Source organism: Pantoea sp. EKM20T (assembly GCF_011800485.1).
GTDB classification, from domain to species: domain Bacteria; phylum Pseudomonadota; class Gammaproteobacteria; order Enterobacterales; family Enterobacteriaceae; genus Pantoea; species Pantoea agglomerans.
Genome location: NZ_JAALFW010000018.1, coordinates 24939 through 44879 on the forward strand (window position 1 = coordinate 24939; position 19941 = coordinate 44879).

The window sequence follows — 19941 nt, forward strand, 5'->3', positions numbered from 1 at the left end:
TCATAATGAGAATTATTACCTTTTGTAAATTGGCTGCAATTTTGCCTGTTGATGAAAGAAGGTCAAGTAAAATTCGCGGAAATGAAGTGGGGATACCCCCGGCAAGGCCAGAGGTATCCAGAGTGGATTAAGGTTGTGAGGCAGACGCCTGCGGAATATCGTGGGCGCTGTTACAGGTTTTATCTTTCGGGCAGTACTTATCCAGCAGTTTCAGCGTGACGCCGTTGGTCCAGCCGAAGCCATCCTGCAGCGGATATTCACCGCCACCGCCGCCGCCGAGATTTTTGCCATCAACGACATATTTCTCCACCAGCTTATGCTCACGGTCATAGGTGTTCTGAACGTTTTGCAGGAAGCGTAATCCCACCTCTTTCGCCAGTTTTGGCTGGTTGTAATGCTCCAGACCTTCCACAGCAACCCACTGCAGCGGTGCCCAGCCATTGGGTGCATCCCACTGCTGACCGTTGTTCACGGTGGTGGTCACCAGACCACCAGGTTTCAGCAGCTGTTTTTCAACCGCGCTGGCGGTGCTTTCAGCCTGCTTATCGCTGGCGACCTGCAGATAGAGCGGGAACAGCGCGGCAGCAGTCAGCTGAGGATGGACCTGCTTTTTCTGCCAGTCATAATCGGCGTACCAGTTCTGTTTGCTGTCCCACAGATAGCGGTTAATCGCCGCCTGGCGCTTCTCCGCGCGATCGGCAAACTGCTTCGCCAGATCGCTCTGCTTGTTCATCTGATAGCCTTTCGACAGGGTCTGCTCCAGATGGAACAGCAGGCTGTTGAGGTCAACCGGGGCCAGCTGCGTGGTACGAATTGTCGACAGGTTATGCGCATCGGTAAACCAGCGCGAACTGAAATCCCAGCCCGACGCCGCACCGGAACGTAGCTCACGGTAGAGTTCAGCTTTATTCCTCTGCGGCGCTTTCTGCGCGGTGGCAATGTCATCCATCCAGGATTCGGTGCGTGGCACGTCGCGCGCATCCCAGTAGCGGTTGAGCAGGCTGCCGTCCGCCAGCTTAATCACGCGCTTGCTGGCAGCGCCCGCCGCGACTTTATCGCTGTCTGCCATCCAGTAGTCATACTCTTTCTGCAGTTGCGGCAGATAACGGGTATAGGCTTTGCCGTTATCGTGCGTCGCCAGCAGATCGACCATCAGGCTGAAGAACGGCGGCTGTGACCGGCTCAGATAGTAGCTGCGGTTGCCGTTGGGAATGTGGCCATAGCGGTCGAGCAGCGAGGCGAAGTTATCCACCATATCCTGCACTTTATCCCAGTGCCCGCTCTCGGCCAGCCCCAGCATGGTGAAGTAGCTGTCCCAGTAATAGACTTCGCGGAAGCGCCCGCCTGGCACCACATAGGGTTTGGGCAACGGCAGCAGCGAGTCATACTGACCGGCGCTGCTGGTGGTGCGCGTCAGCACCGGCCACAGGCCATCAATGTGGTCACGCAGGTTTTGTCCGGCTGGCGGCACATATTTGTCACCGGCCGCGGGCAGGGTAAAGTTGGCATCCACAAAACGCTTAAGATCGAAATTGCGCTGTTTCTTCTGCATCTGCCAGTCGGCAAGAATTGAGGCGGGATCGAATTTCGGCACCGCATCCGCAAAGGTCTTTTGATCGGGATAGAACTTCGCCTGTTGCACGGCATTAAACAGCGGTCCTAAACGAACGTCAGGCGGCTGCGGCTGATTATTCAGCATGCGACTGTTGTCGTCGGCCTGGGCAGTGAAGGCGGGTACGCTCAGCAGCAACGTGAGCAGAAAGGGCGCATAACGCTGACGCCGTGGAGCGGCGTTTACCTCAATTTTTGTCATCGGTTTTTCTCCTTGTCCGAAACGCGGCCGCGCGTAACGCATTGACCACAGGACCAACTTTAGACCTTATCTGACCACTTCACCCTGAAGCGAGCCGGAAATGTGAAGCCACGGGAATTATTTTTATGGAAAAAACCGCTTTATTACGCTGGTTTTTTCTTGCTCTCACCCTACTTTTCCCTGACGCTGAAAGAAAAAAAGGAGAGCAGGATGGAGATCATCTGGTATCACCCGTCGCAGTCTGCAGCGGCCTGGATTAACGGTTTACAACAGCGGCTGCCCCAGGCGCGGGTGCGTGCCTGGCAGCCAGGCGATAATGGTCCGGCTGATTACGCGCTGGTCCGTTCGCCCCCCACAGAAATGCTACAGGGACGCGCCACCCTGCGCGGCGTCTTTGCGCTGGGGGCAGGCGTGGACGAGATTCTGAAACAGCTGCAGCAGAACCCTGAGATGCTGCCCGACAGCGTGCCACTGTACCGGCTGGAAGATACCGGCATGGCGCGGCAGATGCAGGAGTATGCGGTTCACAGCGTACTGAGCTGGTTCCGTCGTTTTGACGACTACCGTCTCCAGCAGCAGCAACAGTGCTGGCAGCCGCTCCCCGCTTACACGCGTGAAAACTTTACTATCGGCATCCTGGGGGCGGGCGTGCTGGGGCAGAGTGTGGCGGAAAGCCTTAAACCCTGGGGATTCCCGTTACGCGTCTGGAGCCGCTCACCCAAAGAAATTGATGGCGTGACCAGCTTTGCCGGTCGCGATGCATTGCCTGCCTTTCTGCAGGAGACGCGGGTGGTGATCAACCTGCTGCCGAGCACGCACGAGACCATTAATCTTATCGACCACCACTTTTTACAGCAGCTGCCGCACGGCGCTTTCTTCCTCAACATCGCGCGTGGCGCGCAGGTGGTGGAAGAAGATCTGCTGGCCGCGCTCAATAGCGGGCAGCTGAAAGCGGCGGCGCTGGATGTCTTTCAGGTTGAACCGCTGCCGGAAGCGCATCCGCTCTGGTCACATCCGCGCGTCACGATCACGCCCCATAATGCGGCGGTAACCTTGATCGACGAAGCTATCGACTACATCGCCCGCGCCATCACCCAGGACCAGGCAGGCGAGCCGCCGCAGGGCAGGGTGGATCGTCAGCGCGGCTATTAATGAACCGGCCCCGTCAGGGGCAATCAGCAGGAGAAGAGGATGTATCCGGTAGATCTGCATATGCACACCATCGCCAGCACCCATGCTTACAGCACGCTGCACGACTACGTGACTCAGGCGAAGCAAACCGGCATGAAACTGTTTGCCATTACCGATCACGGCCCCGACATGGCCGACGCGCCGCACTACTGGCACTTCATTAATATGCGCGTCTGGCCGCGCGTGATCGATGGCGTGGGTATTCTGCGCGGTATCGAAGCCAATATTAAAAATCAGCAGGGTGAAATCGACTGTTCCGGCCCGATGCTCGATGCGCTGGATTTGATCGTCGCCGGTTTTCACGAGCCGGTTTATGCGCCGCGCGACCGGAAACATCACACGGATGCGATGATCGCTGCGATGGCGGGCGGGCTGGTCCATATCATCAGTCATCCAGGCAACCCGAAATTCCCGGTCGATATCCCGGCTATCGCCGAGGCAGCCGCGCACTACGATGTGGCGCTGGAGCTGAACAACTCCTCCTTTACCCATTCGCGTCCGGGCAGTGAACCGAACTGTCGGGCTATCGCCGCCGCCGTGCGCGATGCCGGTGGACGTCTGGCATTTGGCTCCGATTCCCACACCGCGTTTACGCTCGGAAATTTTGAACATTGCCTGCGCATCGCCCGCGAGGTGGATTTTCCTGAGGATCGGGTGTTAAATGTCACGCCGCGTCGCCTGCTCGACTTTCTGGAGCTGCGCAGCGGCAAACATATTGCTGAACTGGCTGACTTTTAATTTACTTGCCTCAAGGAAATCTGACTCATGAATGAGTTTTCCATTCTGTGCCGCGTGATTGGCTCACTGTTTAATCGTCAGCCGCAGGATCCGCTGCTGGTGCCGCTGTTTACGCTGCTGCGTGAAGGCAAACTGCAGTCGCAGTGGCCGCTGGAGCAGGATGAGCTGCTGACCCGTCTGCAACAGAACAGCGATCCCCAGGCGCTGGCCGCCGATTACAACGCGCTGTTTGTTGGCAGCGATTGCAACGTGCCGCCGTACGCCTCACAGTGGCCGGAAGGCAAAACGGAGCCAGAAGTGCGTGCATTCCTGACCTCACGCGGAATGCCGCTGAGCGATGCGCCTGCTGATCATTTTGGTGTGCTGATGCTGGCTGCGTCATGGCTGGAAGATCAGTCAGCGGAAGATGAGAGCGCGGCGCAGATGGCGCTGTTTGAAGAGTATCTGCTGCCGTGGTGCGGTGCTTTCCTGGGTAAAGTGGAAGCGCACGCGACCACGGCCTTTTATCGTACTCTTGCCATGCTGAGCCGCGAAGCGATCCAGGCGATGTACAACGAACTGCTGGATAGCAGCGAAGAGACGCCTGACGCCTGATTCACCACGTCGCCGGGTGCGTACCCGGCGCACAGTGCTGAATCATCTTTCTCAATGGGTTCTGGGGGGGGATTCTCTGGATACGGCGTGCTTTTTTTCGGGCACCTGAACCCTCTCAATCGGCTTACAGGATTAACTGCCCGGGTCGGCAACCATACAGTTTTGCGAGACGTTCACGCGTCTTTTTCTGCGGCTTACTTTCAATACGCTCCAGTTGAGAGATCGCACTTTGGGTGGTTCCCAACTGCTGAGCCACATCATGCTGGCTGAGCCCCCGCCAGATGCGCCAGGCCGCCTGAAGACTCACTTCCTGCTCAATCATGATCCCTGCAACGTCGTGCGGGATCGTCTCATCGTCGTGCTCGTCAGCCTCCACAGGAATAGTCTCCCATTCGCCATCGCTGGCCGAGAGCAGCCTTTCATATTCCGCCACCGGCAAGACCACAAACTGGGGTTTGCCTGCTTCATCATAGATGTACTGTTTTGACATAGTTTATCCGGGGTAATTGTGTGTCGCAGCAGAGGTCGTGAGTGCGTAAGGCTATGCAGGTATCCCAAAAGCTTTAGTAAGTGACGGATGTTCTTCTTGCTACCTCTGTAATTTCCAGAATCACCGGTTCGCCCCCGGTTAACGTAAAAAGGACCCGGTAGTTGCCAACCCGCAGCCGGTAGTGATTATCGCTGCCCTGCAATTTTTTAATGTCCAGTGTGACGACCGGGAAACAGACTAACTCACCCACCTTCTGGTAAATGATTTTCTGGTAACGTTTGTCGATCTTCATAAGGTGCTTCAATGCCCGCCTGGACCAGTCTACCCTGACCATTCTGCACCCCGTTTCAATGAACTTCGTCCCTGAGTCATGTGTAAATAATAAGATGGAAATCTAATGTCATCAACATTATTTTTCTAATTATCTAATTCCTTGCTTCACCACGTCGCCGGGTGCGTACCCGGCGCGCAGCCTGGCGTCGCACAGAGCTGTGGGGTGCCGGGCAGCCAGGCGGCTGCTCGCAGCCTCACTCCAAACCCCCACGGCGTTAATTCGTAACAGGGCAGGTTATCCTTAACCTGCGGCGCAATGCCGGAGCCTGTGCGCTGATCGGTGGGATGCTGCTGCAACAGCCACGCGGTGCGCGCCAGCGACAGCCGGACCTGGCTGCCGTGGCCCTCAGTAATGCGTCGCCGTAATCCCTCCAGCACCGCCGCCGCCAGCAGATAGCCGCTGGCATGATCCAGCGCCTGCACCGGCAGCGGAACCGGTTTGTCGCTCTGCTGCCACTGCATGCCTCTTTCAGCAATGCCGCACCCCATCTGCACCAGACTGTCAAAACCCCGGCGATTGCGCCACGGACCCTGCCAGCCCCAGGCATTCAGGCCGGCATCAACCAGACCGGGTGAGAGTGACTGAAGGGTCTCCGCGTCAAACCCGAGCCGTTCCAGCGCATCTGCACGATAGCCATGTACCAGCACGTCCGCTTCACGCAGCAAGTGGATAAACTGCTCGCGATCGGCGGGCTGAGTCAGATCCAGCACCGCTCGTCGCTTGCCGCAGCTCATCTCTTCATCCAGCGTCGGCTCCTGCCAGCCGGGCGGATCGATGCGCAGCACGCTGGCTCCCAGGCTGGCAAGAAAACGGGTAGCGACCGGCCCGGCAATAATCCGCGTCAGATCCAGTACTTTAATGCCCATTAAAGGACGGGCTTCGACCAGCGGCCACGCCGGCGCCGCTGCCTGTTGTGTGGTCTGCCAGCTAAATAGTGGTTCGCGCTGCACGGCCTGGCCCTGCGGATGCTGCTGCCAGGCGGCGGCACTGCGCATCTCTGCGGCACAGCCACCCGCATCAATAACGGCCTGCTCCAGTTCGCTGGCCTGCCACTGTTGCACCTGCTGCGCCAGTGCTGCGCGATCGGCGTGCGCGCCCAGCACCCGCTCCATCGCCAGCCGGTGATGTGCGGCGTTGGTGTGCAGACGGATCCAGCCATCCTGACTGCGATAGTCACCGGCAAACGCATCCCACATCGCGGGTGCCGCGCGATTCAGCGGATGGAAGCTCTGCTGAAACCAGCGTGACGCCAGCCGGACGTTAACGGTGACGGGCGGAGAGAGTTCAGGGCGGGATGTGGCGATAAGCGCAGCAGCAGCCTGCGTTGCCAGACCGATACTGGTGGCCGCCAGTTCACTGACGGCAAAGGCAGAAGAGAAGGTGGCGCGATCAACGAAGGCGGGGAGAGGCCAGGCGGCGTCGCGACCTCGCAATCCCTGCTGCATCTGCTGCCAGAGAGAGGCGGCAAGCGGTGAGTCCATGTTGTGCTTCCTGAGAGAGGTGATTTCTCAAGCATAGCACGCGGGATTAACGCCGCCGCAGGCGCGGGAAGCGGGCATGCATCCGCAGGCTACGCAGGTTGATTACGGCAATAGCGGTGCCAAGGATCACCAGCGACGCACCGATAATCTTGAAGCTGTTGAGGCTGTCGCCCAACACCACAATCCCCATCAGCACGGATAATACCGGCGTCAGCAGTGAGTAGGGCATGATCAGGTTAACGTTATATTTCTTCAGCAGCATATACCACAGCGTATAGGCGACAATCGACGAGGCGATAGCGCTGTAAAGAATGGCAAACCAGCCGTGCCAGCCCGCATTTTGCAGGGCGTAGAGCTGATGTGATTCCATCAACAGACTGGATGCGCCGACGACAGGAATGGCCAGAAACGCAATCCAGCCGGTCATGGTCAGCGGTTTAATCGGCGGTGACTTTTTCACAATCAGGTTGCTGACAGCCCAGCCGGTGGCGCTGCACAACAACAGACAAAGCACCCACCACGACGGAATCGTCGGGCTGCCGGACAGCACGACGACGCCGCTCAGCGAGATCATAATGCCCATCAGCTGCACCAGCTTCAGCTTCTCTTTCAGCACCACCATCGCCAGCAGCATGGCAATGGGTGTACCGAGCTGAACCACAATCGCGCCGGTACCGGCATCGGTATAGCGCAGGCCGACAAACAGCAGCGAAAAGTGCATAAAACCGAACGTGAAAGCCAGCAGCAACAGCCAGGGTAACTGCTGACGGTTAATCCGGCAAAACGGTACCAGTACGATGGCGACGACCACAAAGCGCATAAACGTCAGGAAAAGTGGCGGAAGCTCCAGCAGGCCCCATTTCACCGCAACGTTGTTGAAGGCCCAGATTGAAACCACCATCAGAATCAGAAAAAAATGCCGCACAGCCACGATAATATCCTTTCGATGTTTTTTTGCTTAGCCCGCTAATGATGGCACGAACTGCGGCATTGCAGCCAATCGCAGGGAGAAATTTTCTGCGATTGCGGCGCAGCCTGATGAGACTTTCGGGCGCGTTGCTGGCAGACTGATTTGAAACGACTTCTTAAAGGAACTGATTCGGTATGACCTACACGTCCGCCTTACCCCTTGCGTTAATTCAGCTTGAAGTCCCACCTGCAAACGTTGTCTCAGAGATTGGTGAACAGCCGCGCTGGTTCATCGACGCGTTAAACCTGCAACCCGATGAATACCTGATTGTACGGCCCCATCTGGGCGAGGCGCTACCCGCTTTCGACCAGATTTCCGGGGCGATCCTCAGCGGTTCCTGGGCGATGGTCACCGATCACGCTGAATGGAGCGAACGCAGCGCCGTATGGATTCGCGCAGCGATGGATCACGGCTTGCCGCTGCTGGGGGTCTGCTACGGTCACCAGCTGATGGCCTATGCGCTGGGTGGCGAGGTGGCGGACAATCCCAATGGATGGGAACGCGGGCTGTTACCAATCAACTGTATGCCGGAGGCGCAGCGCGATCCGCTACTGAAGAAATTGCCACAGGACTTCAGCGTCTGGCTGTCACATCGCCAGTCGGTGATCAGCGCGCCACAACAGGCGCAGGTGCTGGCCGCCTCTGCGCGCGATGGCTGTCAGATTGTCCGTTATTCGCCGCAGGCGCTATCGGTGCAGTTTCATCCTGAATTTTCACGGCACATCATGAACGTTTGTATGCCCAAAGGCTGTGCAGAAGATGGGGCAAACGAGATGGAGGGGAAAGACTGGGCGCGTGAGTTGCTGGTGGCGTTCTGGCAACAAACGCGCCCTGCAATGGCGCAAGCTCAGGGTGCGTAGTGACGCGTGCAGCGATAGACCCAGGCGGGTGGCACGTTTTTCATCACCCGCTGGCGCTCCCAGGTGAAGTAGCGCGACAGGTCTGGCTGAGTCAGCGAGGTATACTGGAACTGTACAAAGACGCCGTTGGGCCCGAGGGCGTTATACACCGCACGCAGAATCGCCTCACGCAATTCAGTGGGTAATGAGAGCAGTGGCAGGCCTGAGAAGATCACGTCATATTCTCCGCTCAGGTACTCTGCTGAACAGGTGCGCACTGTCATGCGCGGATCGTCCAGCGCATTAAGCTTATCGGCCAGCGTGCTGCTGATCTCAAAGGCATCCAGCGTGGCATCGGGTGACATCTGCGCCAGTATCTGCCGCGTCAGTACACCGTCGCCCGCGCCGAGTTCGGCGATACGTAACTTTTCAGGCCATTCCACCGACGCAATCATGGTGCGGCACAGCGCCTCTGACGAGGGCGTAATGCTGCCCATCTTGCGCGGGTTGCGGATAAACTGATGCACGAAATTGGCTTTAGCGCGCATCAGGGTAAAAGCTGAAGCCAGCATGCTCATCTCCAGAATGAATTCATCCTCACGTTGACCCCTTTGTGCCGCACAAGTTTCTCTCTGACCAGCCTTTTGGGTAAAAGTCGGAATTATCTAAAGACGAAGCGTAAACACCCATTCCTCCGGGGCGGTCACAGTTTCCGGTTAACAGAACTGACAGGCTCTTGATGATGCTTCATGTTAATAACAAGTTTCATCATTGTTACATCAGTCACCTGTCAGGAGAATGATCATGCGTTATGCCGCCCCCGGAGAACAGGGTTCTCTGATTACCCTACAAAAGAATTATGGCAACTTCATTAATGGTGAATTCGTCGCGCCGGTGAACGGCAACTACTTCACCAATACCTCCCCGGTGAACGGCTCTGCGGCCGGTGAGTTTCCGCGCTCAGACGTTGCCGATGTTGATAACGCTGTGGCTGCTGCGGCGGCGGCGGCGGAAGCCTGGGGCAAGACCTCGCCGCAACAACGCTCGCTGCTGTTACTGAAAATCGCCGATCGGCTGGAACAGCATCTGGAGACGATGGCGGTCTATGAAACCTGGGATAACGGTAAACCGGTTCGCGAAACCCTGGCGGCCGATATGCCGCTGGCCGTCGATCACTTCCGTTACTTTGCCGGTTGTGTCCGGGCGCAGGAGGGCAGTGCCGCCGAGATTGATGAGTTCACCGCCGCCTATCATTTCCATGAGCCGCTGGGCGTGGTGGCGCAGATCATTCCATGGAACTTTCCGCTATTAATGGCGGCGTGGAAACTGGCTCCGGCACTGGGCGCGGGTAACTGTGTGGTGCTGAAACCGGCTGAGCAGACCCCGCTGTCGATCACCGTTTTTGTCGATCTGATTAAAGATCTGCTGCCGCCGGGTGTGCTGAACGTGGTGCATGGGTTCGGCAAAGAGGCGGGTGAAGCGCTCGCCTCCCATTCCGGCATCGCCAAGGTAGCCTTCACCGGCTCTACCGCAACCGGCGGTCATATTCTGGAGCTGGCAGCAAAAAGCCTGATCCCCTCGACCGTCGAGCTGGGCGGTAAATCACCTAACATCTTCTTTGAAGACATCATGCAGGCGGAGGAGAGCTTTATAGAGAAAGCCGCCGAAGGCGTGGTGCTGGGCTTCCTGAATCAGGGCGAAGTCTGTACCTGTCCGTCGCGGGCGCTGGTACAGGAGTCGATCTACGAACCTTTTATGGCAGCCGTGATGAAGCGGGTAAAAACCATCAAACGTGGCGATCCGCTGGATACCGAAACCATGGTGGGCGCGCAGGCGTCGCAGCAGCAGTTCGATAAAATTCTCTCTTATCTTGAGGTTGCCCGACAGGAGGGCGCGGAAGTGCTGGTGGGCGGTGGTGTAGAGAAGCTGGATGACTCACTTAACAGCGGCTACTACATTCAGCCGACACTGCTGAAAGGCAACAACAGCATGCGCGTTTTCCAGGAGGAGATCTTTGGCCCGGTCATTGGCATCACCACCTTTAAAGATGAGGCAGAAGCAATCAGTATCGCCAACGACTCCATCTATGGGTTAGGTGCTGGCGTCTGGACCCGCGATATCAACCGTGCTTACCGTGTGGGCAGGGCGATTAAAGCCGGGCGCGTCTGGACCAACTGTTATCACCTCTATCCGGCGCACGCCGCCTTTGGCGGTTATAAGAAGTCGGGTATCGGGCGTGAGACCCACAAAATGATGCTGGATCACTATCAGCAGACTAAAAACCTGCTGGTCAGCTACAGTATCGAGCCGCTGGGCTTCTTCTAGTTCTGGCCCGCAACCTGCCAGGTTAACTCTGCACTCTTTTCCCAGAACCACGCTACGGCGTGGTTTTTTTTGCTCCACGTAGCCGGGCGCGCTGAGAAGCATCAGAAGCATGGCGATGGCTGCAATGCCGATAAAGAACAATTAATCAGTCCTTTCTTAAAGCGACGCCGGGCCGTTTTGCGCTTCGCTTATCTCGCTTCACGACCACCTTATCCTCAGCCCTTTATGAACCGTCCCATAATGAATCAACTTGCTGATTTGTAACCATTATCTCACTGTTTTTTACGCTAAAAACTGCCACGTATTACGGTCACCTCGCCGTTAACCTTCATTACGGCCTGGTGAAACAGCGCCATTTTATACATGAGTTTTTTTAATGCTGACTACAGGGGTGTCTGGTTTCTGTGTAAGAATACTTCATAGTTGCTCATCTTGTTAAGAATAATCCTAAGCGAGTGATTAAAAGTAACACATATTTGCACTAAGTAAATTACTTAAACTTTACTTAAGTAAAATCTTATGAAAGTGGCCCGTTGAAATTTTGTCAATCTTCTGTAAACTCGCAGCTTATGTTTACAAAGGAATTGTGATTTCATACCTACGGGCAGGATATACCTGGCTCGTGCGGTAGCTATGAGCTTATACACATCTTGTAACTTACTGAATGTGATCGTAAAAACAGGAAAATCAGTCTATGCGCTGCGCTTTTTTCTTTTGTCAGCGAATAGCGTCACAACTGTAAATCTGAGTCAATATGTCCGTTTTTCGGCCAGGGATGGCATAAGTAAAGCTTGGGTTTTGCCTTCTTCATCCAATCTGACGCAAAAAAATAGATCATGTTTATGATCATTTCTTGCCAGCTCAGATTTCTCGCTGCACCTGTCCCGGTCGCCATAGTTGCTTTTTAATAGTTAACGTTAGTTGATCTTTTAAAGTGCCTCGCCATGGCACTTTAACGCTATTTGCTTAAGGTTTTTCTTTTAGGCTGGCACTAAGTGGCGCTCTATCAGCACCACATTCCCGATTTTCATTACTGACAACCGGCCTCTGGCCACTCTCCAGGATATGAATGGAACACAACATGAAAAAAATGGTGAAGCTCCGTATTGCGTTAGGCCTGATGTTTGTTTTTTCTGTCGCGGGTTGTAAAACGCCGCCAAAAATGACGGATGACACGCTGGTCACCAGCACCGTGGATGGCGTGGTGATCAGTCACCGTTATGCGGTTAAACCGCCTGCGCAGTTCAGCCCGGTCAATGAAACCTACCGTGCGCTCTATCCCGCTTCGGTGATGAGCCATCCGAGTTTTGGCGGCAAGGTGGTGGAGACGCTGAAAACCGGCGAAAGCTACACCGTGATTGGTCAGGTAGAGAACAACTGGCTGGCGCTGGGTGAACCCGCTCAGGCGTCAGCAGAACCTGAACCGGGTAAAGCCAGCAGTGCCGTTAAAGAGTCAACGCCCTCCGCAGCACCGCAGGCAACTGTTCAGCTGACCGGCTATGTGCCGTTTCGCGCCGTGGTGAAAAGCGAGCTTTACGATCAGACGATTAAGGCTGACCAGCCGAAGCGCCGGGTGCGCAGCAGCAAGAAGAAAACCTGTGTTGCGGTAAACGGTGACAGCACCGCCTGCCAGAACAGCACTAACGGAACCTGGATTATTAACTAATCGCACTAAGCAGGGAGGGCGGGATGATGACAACAACGCAATGGCGTGGGGCGCTGATAGTGCTGCTGACGTGGCTGATGACCGCGTGCAGCAGTACTCCACAGCCCGTTGCCTGGTACAACCTGGACGTTCAGGCGCAAAACCAGGTTAACGGCGGTGCGCCGCTGAAAATCCGGGTGGTATTACTGACCTCCGATGCGGAATTTATGTCGGCTGACTTCTACTCCCTGCAAAACCAGTCCGCTAGCGCGCTGGGTAATGCGCAACTCAATACGCAACAGTTCTTCCTGACTTCCACTCAGCCCCATAAAACGCTGCGGATTAAGAGTCTGCCCGAGGCGCGCTTCATCGGCATCATGGCGGAATATCAGGCGCTGGATGGCAAGGTCTGGCGACTGTCGCTGCCGGTTCCCGAAGGCGAATCACCCTCATTCTGGGCGTTCTGGAAGCGTGACGATGGTGAGCTGAATGCGCGCATCGTGGCGGGGATTAACGGCCTTCGCGTGGAAAAACAGTGATGTCTATGAACAGAGCCGAAAAGGTGGTCTGGACCGAGGGGATGTTTCTGCGTCCTCACCATTTCCAGCAGTCAGAAAATTATCTTCTCAGCACCCTGCGTGAGTGGGGCCAGTCGCAGCGCGCCTATACCTGGGGTTTTTACGATCTGGAATTCGATGAAGCGCTGCTGCGCCAGGGGAAACTGGCGCTGAGCGCCGCCAGCGGTTGTCTGCCTGACGGCACGTTTTTTGCCTTCAGCCAGCCACAGCACGGTCCGGCCCCGCTTGATCTGCCTGCCTCCGTTGACCGCAGCAAAGTGGTGCTGGCCATTCCGGCACGCCGCAATGGCCGCGAAGCGGTGGCCTTTCAGGAGTCGCAGGATTCTCTGGCGCGCTACCTCGCCTGGGAAGCGGAAGTGGAAGATGACAATGCCCAGGCCGTGGGCAGCGCCACGGTGCAGTTCGGCAAGCTGCGTCTGCGGCTGATGCTGGAACAGGATCTTACCGCCGAGTGGACCGCCATGGGCGTGGCTCAGGTGATTGAAAAACGCAGCGACAACCATATCCGGCTCGACAGCGACTACATCCCGCCGATGCTGACGCTTAACAGCAGCCGTCCGCTGCAAAACATGTTCAACGATCTGCACGGGCTGATCCAGCAACGCAGCCAGCAGCTGAGTCAGCGTGCGCCGGGCACCGGTCGTTTCAACAGCGCGGATATGGTCGATTTTATGCTGCTGGCGCTGCTCAATCGTCAGCTTGGCCTGCACACTCATCTGCAACATCTGCCGCTGCTGCATCCTGAAACGCTCTACAGCCACTGGCTGCAACTGGCGGCGGAGCTCAGTACCTGGACGCCAGCCCGCGCGCCCGATGGCCTGCCGCTCTACGATCATGACGATCTGCACAGCTGTTTTAGCCGCCTGTCACTGCTGCTGCGTCAGGGGCTGTCCCAGGTGATGGAAGAGAGCGCGATTCAGCTGCCGCTGATTCAGCGCTCGCACGGTCTTAACGTCGCGACCGTGCCGGAGAGCAGTATGGTGCATGAGTTTGGCTTTGTGCTGGCGGTGAAAGCCAGCGTGCCAGCCGACACCCTCAAAACCCACTTCCCGGCGCAGATGAAAGTCGCCCCGGTCAGCAAAATTCGCGATCTGGTGCAGTTGCAATTGCCCGGTCTGGCACTTCGGGCGATGCCCGGCGCGCCGCCGCAGATCCCGTGGCATGCCGGATACAGCTATTTCGAACTGGATAAGAACAGCGAGCTATGGAAAGAGATGGAGCGCTCGGGCGCTTTTGCGCTGCATCTTGCCGGTGAGTTTCCAGGTCTGAACATGGAGTTCTGGGCCATTCGTAGTCAGTCAGAATCATAAACTGAGCACGCAGCATGATGCAGGAACAACAAAAATCACACAGCGATCTTGCGCCGGAGGCCAGCCATCAGAATGTGCTGGTCGCGGCGGCCAACCCCCTGATTAACGCCATTCCTCAGATCCGTCACTCGGTATCACATGAAGACCCGGCGCAGCTGCGTCAGCAGCTGATCGATCAGATTCGGCGCTTCGAGCTGAGCTGCCAGCAGTCAGGCCTGGGCTATGAAGTGATCATCGGCGCGCGATACTGTCTCTGTACCGCGCTGGATGAGGCGGCGGCGCTGACGCCGTGGGGCAGCCGCGGCGTCTGGACCAGCAATGGTCTGCTGGTCACCTTTCACAATGAAACCTGGGGCGGCGAAAAGTTTTTTCAGCTGCTGGCTAAGCTGTCGCAGAACCCAAGACGCCACATTCTGATGCTGGAGTTGATCTACTTCTGCCTGCTGCTGGGGTTCGAAGGACGCTACCGGGTGCTGGACAACGGTCGCTCGCAGCTGGAGACCATCAAACAGCGCCTGCTGCAGATGATCAAAAGCGTGCGTGGCAATTATGCAGCGGCGCTGTCTCCGCATCCCACCGATCAGCCGGTCCTGCGCAAATTGTGGCGGCCAATGATCCCGCTGTGGGCCTGTGCGGCGGTGGCGGGGCTGGCGGCCTGTCTGTTCTACATCGTGCTCAACTGGCGTCTCGGCGATTACACCTCGCCGGTACTGGCCCGTATCTATCAGACGGCGCTGCCGGAAGTGAAGATCGGCAACCCTGCGCCACCACCGCCCGCCACGCTGAACCTGCGCGCTTTCCTGAAACCGGAAATTGATGCCGGGCTGGTAGCGGTGCGTGACGAAGCGGACCGCAGCGTGGTGACGCTTAAAGGGGACGGACTGTTTGCCTCGGCGGCCACCGAGGTGCGCGGACGTTACACCGACGTAATCCAGCGCATCGCTGCTGCCATGAACAATGTCAGCGGCCAGATTCAGGTGATTGGCTACAGCGATAACGTGCCGATCCGCAGTGCCCGCTTCGCCTCCAACTTTGAGCTTTCGCTGGCACGTGCCCGGTCAGTACAGACCCTGTTGCAACAGCAGCTGGCGCAGCCGTCACGGGTGAAAGCGGAAGGGCGCGGTGAAAGCAATCCGCTGGTGCCTAATAACAGCGCAGAAAATCGCGCACGTAATCGTCGTGTTGAAATTACCCTGCTGGTAGCACCGGATGCGACGCATGCCGAACTCAACGGCCTGGCGAGAGGGAACTGATCCATGCTGAATATTCTGTTTGCGGTGCTGACCAGCCGCCTCGCGTGGGGCTTTGTCGGCATTACCGCGCTCTCTTTTATCATCTGGGTAATTGGCCCGGTGTTCTCAATCGTCGATTCGCGGCCGCTTGAGCCGGAGCAGAACCGCATTATCAGTATCGCGCTGCTCTATCTGGTGTGGGGCCTGGGCCAGGCGATTCCGCGGCTCTATAACATCTGGCTCAATCGCAAGCTGATGTCGAGCCTCGAAACCGGCAAAAGCGATGCGCCGGAAGCCGATCGTCAGCGCCTGACCAGTGAAGAGCAGGTGCTGGCAGGGCGTTTCTCCGAAGCCACTGACATGCTGAAAAAGGCGCACTTCCAGCGCCACAGCAGCAAGGGCACGCCGTTCTGGGCACAGCGCTTTGGCCGTCAGTATCTCTATCAACTGCCGTGGTACATGATCATTGGCGCGCCCGGTGCCGGTAAAACCACCGCGCTGGTCAACTCGGGGCTGCAGTTTCCGCTGGCAGATAAATTCGGCAAGTCGGCGCTGCGCGGCATTGGCGGCACCCGCAACTGCGACTGGTGGTTCACCAATGACGCGGTGCTGCTCGATACCGCCGGGCGCTACAGTACCCAGGAGAGTCAGCAGGAGCGTGATGCCAGCGAATGGCATCATTTTCTCGACCTGCTGCGTAAATATCGCGGACGTCAGCCGATCAACGGCGTCATCGTCACGCTGAGCGTTTCCGACCTGCTGTCGCAGTCGCCCGAGGCGCTGCGTAATCAGGCGTTGGCACTGCGTCAGCGGCTGATGGAGTTGCACGATCGCCTTGGCATCCGTTTCCCGGTCTATGTGCTGGTCACCAAAGCGGATCTGCTCAAAGGCTTCCGCAGCTACTTTGCCTCGCTGGATAAAGCGCAGCGTGAACAAATCTGGGGATTCACCTTTCCCTGGGCGAAAGCGTCCGCCGCCGATTTCGAACTTAATAACCAGTTCCAGCAGGAGTACTCCCTGCTGCAACAGCGTCTGGATGCCGGACTGGCCGATCGGCTGCTGACGGAAAGCGACGCGCAGGCGCGGGCAGAGAGCTATCTCTTCCCGCAGGAGTTTGCGGCGCTGCGACCGTTGCTGGCAGACGCGCTGGATACGCTGTTTGCCCGATCCGATTTTGAAACCCAGTTCGCGCCGCGCGGTATCTACTTTGCCAGCGGCACCCAGGAGGGACTGCCGTTTGACCGGGTGATGGGCGAGCTGAACCGCGCACTGAATCTGCCGGGGCAGCAGGCTGGCGAGTCAGGAAGCTGGGATAAGGTCGATAAAGAGTCGCCTATCCCGCAGAACAAAGGGCAGAGCTTCTTCCTGAAAGGGGTACTGGAAAATGTGATTTTCCTGGAGTCCGGTCTGGCGGGCAGCAACCGCTGGTGGGAGCTGCGCAACCGCGCCGGACTCTGGTCGGGTTATCTGGCGCTGCTGCTGATATTGCTGGTGGCCGGGGCGCTGTGGCTCACCAGCTACAGTAAAAACAAAGCCTATCTGCAGGAGATGGCCGCTAAAGCGCCGCAGGTTGAACAACTGGGCGATCAGCTTCAGCAGCAGGTCAATGGCGACCTCTTTGCGCTGGTGCCTTATCTCAACACTCTGTTGCACCTGCCGGAGAGCGCCGACTTCTCGCTGGAAGCACCGCCGCTGACGCGCCGCATGGGGCTTTATCGCGGCACCGAGGTCAGCGATGCCACCCGTGCGCTCTACGACAAGGCACTGAAACAGCTGCTGTTGCCGCAGGTGGCGCAGAACATCACCCGCTGGCTGCGTAATGACAACGGCAGTGATGCTGACTACAGCTATGAAGCGCTGAAAGCGTATCAGATGCTCTACCAGCCAAAGCACTATGATGGCAAATTCCTGCAGGCGTGGCTGATGCTCAACCTGTCACGCGAACTGCCGCAGAACGTTACCCAGCAGCAGGTGAAACAGCTGGCGTGGCACCTGCAACAGTTGCTGGAGACGCAGATTCACTCGTCGCCGTATGCGAAGGATGAAGCGCTGGTAAAGCGCGAGCAGGCGCTGATTAATCAGATGCCGCTGTCACAGCGCGTCTATGGACGGCTGAAGCGCCTGCTGCAACGCGATGACAGCCTGCAGCCGGTGACGCTGGCGGCGCTGGGTGGTCCCCAGAGCGAGCTGGTGTTTTCCCGCAAAAGCGGTAAATCGGTCAATGACGGTGTGGCGGGTCTCTATACGCCGGATGGCTACTGGCAGCACGTGGATAAGCAGATTGCCCCGGTGACCCAGGCGTTGTATCAGGACGATCTCTGGGTGCTGGGCGGCGCGGCGCCGCAGCAGAAAAGTGAGCAGACGGATCTTGCGGTGCGCCAGCTCTACGTGCAGGACTATATCCGGCAGTGGGAGCAGTTCCTCAGCGACATTCAGCTCAACAGCAGTGCCGATCTCTCGCAACGCATCAACACCGCCCGTTTGCTGTCGGGCAACCATTCGCCGCTGCGCCAGCTGGTGATCAACCTCGGTGGTCTGCTGACGCTGAATCGGGCGCAGCCGGATGAGAAAACCGCGCAGGCAGCAAAGCCGTCGGATAACAGCGCCACCCGCACCCTTGAAGCGCTATTTACCTCGCCCGAGGCCAGTGCCGCGCGCGGACAGGCCGCTACTCAGGCATCCCCGGAGCAGGCCGTCGCGCTGCACTTTGCGCCGGTTCTGGAGCTGGCCCAGCCGCTGCAGCAGGGCAGTAAGGTGCTGGCGGTGGATGACTTCCTGCATCAGATTGACGATCTCTATCGCTACCTCACCGCCGTGCAGGATGCGGCGAACAGCGGGATGCCGCCACCGGCCAGCGATGCCATCAGTCGTCTGCAGGCCAGTGCCGGCCGTCTGCCGGGTTCATTGCAGAACATGGTTTCCAGCATGGCGGTGGGTGCCAGCAGCGACGCACAGCGCCGCGATATGGATAACGTCCGCAAGCGCATCACCATGGAAGTGGGCAGTTTCTGCCGCCAGGCGATCGCGGGTCGCTATCCGCTGGTTCGCTCTGCGCGCAGTGAGGTCACACCAGACGATCTGGCGCGGATGTTTGCACCCGGCAGCGGCATGATGGACAGCTTCTTCCGCGACAACCTGGCCAGCAAAGTCGACACCACCAACGCGGCGTGGCGCTTTACGCCGGGCATTGACGGTAAAACCCTGCCGGGGGGCGAAGCCCTGCTGCGGCCTTTCCAGCAGGCGCAGTCAATCCGCGATGCCTTCTTTGCCAACGGTGCGACCACGCCCGGCTTCCGCGTCACGCTGCGTACGGTAAAAATGGATAACGACATCCTTAACCTGACGCTGGATGTGGATGGGCAGATTTTACGCTACAGCCACGGACCGCAGGCGGTACAGATGGTCAGCTGGCCCGGCCCCGGCGGCACCAGCCAGGTGCGGATGCAGCTGGGTCTGACCAACGGCACCACCTCCACGCTGGTCACCAGCGGTCCCTGGGCGCTCAATCGCTTCTTTGACCGCGCCCGACTGACAGCGGCAGGCGGCCTGACCCGCGAAGCGAGTTTCAGCGTGGACGGTCATCAGGTCACGCTGTCGTTCACCCCTGGCAGCATTCGTAACCCGTTCCAGCTTCCCGGCTTTAGCTGCCCCTGAAACAGGACCCGACAATGACTCATTACGCTGCACCCTGCTGGTACGGCAAAGTGCCCAGCGCGGGTGACTTTGTGAAGCGCCGCTTCCCGGACGTGCTCTATCGCCAATGGTCCAGCTGGTTTCAGGTGGGCCTGCATCACTGGCAGAGCAGTCAGGAGAGTGATAACGCCCCGTCGCGCCCGTTCCTCAACGCGCCGGTCTGGAATTTTGTGGTGCCGCCGATGCTGGGCAGCCAGCTGATTCAGATGGGCTGCCTGATTGCCGCGCGTGACAGCGTGGGCCGTAACTACCCACTCTGCGCACTGCGCCACTTCACGCCCGGCGAGTGGTCGCCAGCCCTGCTGGCGCGCTCCGGCGAGTGGTATCAGCAGGTGGGCAACACGCTGCTGCGGGTGGTGCAGGGCGGCGGGTCACCGGAGCAGCTGGATCAGGCGCTGATCAGCATTCCTCAGCCGCAGCCGCCGCAGGAGTCGGACGAGACGTCAGACATTCTCAACGTCATCGGGCATGGCGATACCCCTTCGACACTGAACTGGACACTGCCGGGCGAGAACTTCGACCCGCAGTTCTACACCAGTTTCTGGTGGACCAATCAAAGCGACGGTTTTCCGCTTTATACCCAGGTTCACAGCGGTAATTTTACCGCCCAGCTCTTTTCATTGCTGTTTGATCCGGCCGGTGGGGCAAAGCCGGGACGAAACGGACTTTATCCCCCGATGTTTGAATCCTGAGGCGACACGCATGACG

General features: G+C 57.9%; 17 protein-coding genes. 11 read left to right on the forward strand and 6 right to left on the reverse strand.

Annotation, left to right across the window (positions count from 1 at the left end; all coding sequences use genetic code 11):
* Positions 1–127: 127 nt before the first annotated feature.
* Positions 128–1813 carry an alpha,alpha-trehalase TreA gene (gene treA / locus HFD94_RS21215; RefSeq protein ID WP_010669886.1) on the reverse strand — a complete coding sequence of 562 codons (1686 nt, stop codon included), beginning with the start codon at positions 1811–1813 and terminating at the stop codon, positions 128–130.
* 210 nt (positions 1814–2023) lie between these two features.
* On the opposite strand from treA, the gene ghrA reads away from it, so the two are divergent.
* Genes ghrA through HFD94_RS21230 form a run of 3 tightly spaced genes read left to right on the forward strand, consistent with a single transcriptional unit; the run spans position 2024 to position 4336 of the window.
* On the forward strand, positions 2024–2965 hold the full coding sequence (gene ghrA / locus HFD94_RS21220) for a glyoxylate/hydroxypyruvate reductase GhrA (RefSeq protein ID WP_010669887.1): 942 nt from the start codon (positions 2024–2026) through the stop codon (positions 2963–2965).
* A 39-nt stretch (positions 2966–3004) separates the two neighbouring features.
* Positions 3005–3742: a phosphatase gene (locus HFD94_RS21225; protein WP_089414303.1), complete on the forward strand. Its 738-nt coding sequence runs from the start codon at positions 3005–3007 to the stop codon at positions 3740–3742.
* Positions 3743–3769: 27 nt separating this feature from the next.
* Positions 3770–4336 carry a molecular chaperone gene (locus HFD94_RS21230; RefSeq protein ID WP_010246159.1) on the forward strand — a complete coding sequence of 189 codons (567 nt, stop codon included), beginning with the start codon at positions 3770–3772 and terminating at the stop codon, positions 4334–4336.
* A gap of 124 nt (positions 4337–4460) precedes the next feature.
* Here the strand turns inward: HFD94_RS21230 and HFD94_RS21235 are convergent, their stop codons facing one another.
* From HFD94_RS21235 to HFD94_RS21250, 4 genes are all read right to left on the reverse strand, one after another.
* On the reverse strand, positions 4461–4826 hold the full coding sequence (locus HFD94_RS21235; RefSeq protein WP_010246157.1) for a helix-turn-helix domain-containing protein: 366 nt from the start codon (positions 4824–4826) through the stop codon (positions 4461–4463).
* A gap of 73 nt (positions 4827–4899) precedes the next feature.
* Positions 4900–5160: a type II toxin-antitoxin system RelE/ParE family toxin gene (locus tag HFD94_RS21240; protein ID WP_010246155.1), complete on the reverse strand. Its 261-nt coding sequence runs from the start codon at positions 5158–5160 to the stop codon at positions 4900–4902.
* Positions 5161–5264: 104 nt separating this feature from the next.
* Entirely contained in the window at positions 5265–6641 is a 1377-nt protein-coding gene (locus HFD94_RS21245) for a CoA transferase (protein ID WP_122888995.1), read from the reverse strand.
* A 46-nt stretch (positions 6642–6687) separates the two neighbouring features.
* Positions 6688–7572, reverse strand: a complete 885-nt coding sequence (locus HFD94_RS21250; RefSeq protein WP_010669895.1) for a DMT family transporter — start codon at positions 7570–7572, stop codon at positions 6688–6690.
* A gap of 173 nt (positions 7573–7745) precedes the next feature.
* Between HFD94_RS21250 and HFD94_RS21255 the strand changes: the two genes are divergently transcribed.
* Complete coding sequence (locus HFD94_RS21255) at positions 7746–8471, forward strand: glutamine amidotransferase (protein ID WP_010246147.1); 726 nt, start codon at positions 7746–7748, stop codon at positions 8469–8471.
* Here the strand turns inward: HFD94_RS21255 and HFD94_RS21260 are convergent.
* Entirely contained in the window at positions 8459–9022 is a 564-nt protein-coding gene (locus HFD94_RS21260; RefSeq protein WP_122888994.1) for a class I SAM-dependent methyltransferase, read from the reverse strand. The two genes, HFD94_RS21255 and HFD94_RS21260, sit on opposite strands and share 13 nt — an antisense overlap.
* Before the next feature lie 232 nt (positions 9023–9254).
* On the opposite strand from HFD94_RS21260, the gene HFD94_RS21265 reads away from it, so the two are divergent.
* The 7 genes from HFD94_RS21265 (at position 9255) to tagF (ending at position 19925) form a co-directional block, all read left to right on the forward strand.
* Positions 9255–10775 (forward strand): aldehyde dehydrogenase family protein, encoded by a 1521-nt coding sequence (locus HFD94_RS21265; RefSeq protein WP_010669897.1) that lies wholly within the window; start codon positions 9255–9257, stop codon positions 10773–10775.
* A gap of 1069 nt (positions 10776–11844) precedes the next feature.
* Complete coding sequence (locus HFD94_RS21270) at positions 11845–12441, forward strand: hypothetical protein (RefSeq protein ID WP_010246138.1); 597 nt, start codon at positions 11845–11847, stop codon at positions 12439–12441.
* A 23-nt stretch (positions 12442–12464) separates the two neighbouring features.
* A complete protein-coding gene (gene tssJ / locus HFD94_RS21275; RefSeq protein WP_033786065.1) occupies positions 12465–12959 on the forward strand; it encodes a type VI secretion system lipoprotein TssJ in 495 nt (164 codons plus the stop codon).
* Positions 12960–12964: 5 nt separating this feature from the next.
* The gene (gene tssK, locus HFD94_RS21280) at positions 12965–14308 is read left to right on the forward strand and encodes a type VI secretion system baseplate subunit TssK (protein ID WP_010246132.1); all 1344 of its coding nucleotides are present in this window, start codon (positions 12965–12967) and stop codon (positions 14306–14308) included.
* Between the two features lie 14 nt (positions 14309–14322).
* Complete coding sequence (locus HFD94_RS21285) at positions 14323–15561, forward strand: DotU family type VI secretion system protein (protein ID WP_010246128.1); 1239 nt, start codon at positions 14323–14325, stop codon at positions 15559–15561.
* Positions 15562–15564: 3 nt separating this feature from the next.
* Positions 15565–19194 (forward strand): type VI secretion system membrane subunit TssM, encoded by a 3630-nt coding sequence (tssM, locus tag HFD94_RS21290; protein ID WP_122888993.1) that lies wholly within the window; start codon positions 15565–15567, stop codon positions 19192–19194.
* Between the two features lie 14 nt (positions 19195–19208).
* Entirely contained in the window at positions 19209–19925 is a 717-nt protein-coding gene (tagF, locus tag HFD94_RS21295; RefSeq protein WP_167433533.1) for a type VI secretion system-associated protein TagF, read from the forward strand.
* Positions 19926–19941: the final 16 nt, after the last annotated feature.